Source organism: Streptomyces sp. NPDC002690 (assembly GCF_053592415.1).
Genome location: NZ_JBSFVR010000651.1, coordinates 1 through 2,206, shown reverse-complemented (window position 1 = coordinate 2,206; position 2,206 = coordinate 1). Strand labels below are relative to the sequence as shown.

Sequence of the window (2,206 nt, the reverse complement as noted above, 5' to 3'; positions counted from 1 at the left end):
GGGGCTATCCAGACACCTCAGGGTCTTAGCTCGTCAAGTCGCACGCTCCCAGCCGCTGTGTAGCCTGTCGATCTGTTCGAACGGGATGAGGAGGCCGCCGGTGGACGCCGAAGGAGCGCATACTGCGATCCAGCTCCCCGAAGGGTCCTGGTGGGACTGGGACGTCGTCGCCTGGGACAGCGGACAGCTCAGGCTCGCCGCCGACCACGACCTGACGTACCACCACGGCCTGGAACTGATCTTCAGCGATCCGATCTTCGTGAGTTGTCCGTCCGGCTTTCGTGATCCGGCCTTCCGGTCTCCGTCGCCCGACGAGCTCCTGAAAGTCACTCGTCAGCTCGGCGAGATACCGCCCATCGTGGTCGCCTTCGAGGCCGACGCCGGCGGGCAGGAGCCGGTCTCGTGCCTCATCGCCGCAGAGCGCCTCGACATCGTCCAGGAAACGGTCCTGCGCTACTGGCGCCAGGATGCAGGCCCCGATCAGCGCTTCGCTCCCTGGGTGACGTCTCCAGGCCAGTAGGCGCACTGGGCTATGCGGCCGCTGTACCGACCTGGGCGGTCGATGCTGGGAAGGCCAGTGCCTCGTCATATGGATGGCACTGCTGGAGGCAGTGGTAGAGCTGGCCGATCATGCGGTTGAAGAGGTTGCGCTGGGCGGCGGCGTGCCAGTCTGCGTGGTTGTCGCGTCGTCGCCGGTAGTGGGCTTTGGCGCCGGGTGAGGCGGTGATCGCGGAGAAGGACCAGAGGTAGCCAGCGTGGTTGAGGCGATTGTTCTTCACCCAGCGTCGGGTGATGCTGGACTTCTTGCCGGAGGCTCGTGTGATGGGTGAGGCGCCGGCGTATGCCTTCAAGCCGCGCGCGTCGGCGAATCGTTGTCGGTCGTCGCCGATCTCGGCGAGCACGCGGGCGCCGAGCTGGGTGCCGAGGCCAGGGAAGCTGAGGATGATTTCAGCGTCCGGGTGCTGAGGAAATGTCTCTTCAACCGCCTCGGCGAGGTTGCCGGCGGCGGTGCAGGCGGCCTCCAGCTGAATCAGGAGAGCAAGCATCTGCTTGCCAAGCGCGTCCTCGACCAGCTCCGGCTGTTGGGCCCAGCCGGCTCGGAAGACCTCGCGAAGCCGCTCGGCGTCGGCTGCGATGCCGCGCTGGCGACCGGCCCTCTTGAGTGCGGCCTGCAATTGTGTGCGGGTAAGCCGAGCCGCCTTGGCCGGTGTCGGGGCTGCCTTCAACAGTTCGTGTGCCTCGGGCCGGCAGAGCCCGTTCTTCCAGGATTCGACGGCTGTGAGAGCGGCCGGGTAGTACTCGCGCAACAGGGATCGCAGCTGGTTGGCGATCTGCTGGCGGTTCCACGTTGCGTCCTGCTGAGCACGGGCGAGGACGGCGACGGCGCGGGCCAGGTCGCTGTCCTGGGGAAGAGGCCTGTGGGCGTGCATGTCGGTCCGCAGCACGTTGGCCAGGACCAGGGCATCGCCCGGGTCGGACTTCTTGCGCGAGACCGAATGACGGTCGCGGTATCGGGCAGCGGCCATCGGATTGATCGCGAAGACCTGCCGCTTGCCGGTCCGCAGCACCGCGACCAGCAAGCCTCGGGAAGTCTCGAGCGCAACCGGGATCGGGGATTCCTCCGTGTCGCCGTGATCAGCAAGTAGATCCAGCAGGACCCTGTAGCCAGTGGCGTCATCGGTGATGTGCCGCTTGGCCAGTAACTGGCCGCTGTCGTCAACCAGGGCGACGTCGTGCGTACGTTCCGCCCAGTCGATGCCGCAATAGATCAAGATCTTTCCCTTCCCCGCGTTTCGGGTGTCTGTACTGGTCACGAGCTCATGCGGAACCACGCAGCGACCTAATCCAAGGACTCGACACGGGGCCGGTCCGCCACCTCAGCAGCTGTTCGTGGCACCAGCTCACCGCACGGGCCCCGGTCTGCGTTGGAGCTGAAGCGGCTCGGGCATCACGAGGGGTCACCATGCGGCGGGCTCGCACCACAGACACCAACGAGTGATCAAGAGAACGGTGTTGACGATGATGGTGGTCACGAGAGCGTCGGGCACCACCGCTCTGGATATAGGGATCAAGTCCCCGGACGACTCAAGACGTCAGCCCGACACTCACGTGACCGCCATCGCGACCAACTTCTACTGCTCGAACAGCCCTGGCGTACGTCCCTGAGGGCTGTCGTTACAACCGGATTAGGACGGCTCCGACGCCG

2 protein-coding genes are annotated in these 2,206 nt (G+C 65.7%); one reads left to right on the top strand and one right to left on the bottom strand.

From position 1 onward, the window contains the following. Positions 1-100: 100 nt before the first annotated feature. Positions 101-520, top strand: coding sequence for a hypothetical protein (locus ACWD3D_RS36350; protein WP_450771129.1), 420 nt, complete (start codon positions 101-103; stop codon positions 518-520). A 10-nt stretch (positions 521-530) separates the two neighbouring features. Here the strand turns inward: ACWD3D_RS36350 and ACWD3D_RS36345 are convergent, their stop codons facing one another. Next, positions 531-1,772 (bottom strand): IS110 family transposase, encoded by a 1,242-nt coding sequence (locus tag ACWD3D_RS36345; protein ID WP_451464929.1) that lies wholly within the window; start codon positions 1,770-1,772, stop codon positions 531-533. Between the last annotated feature and the right edge of the window lie 434 nt (positions 1,773-2,206).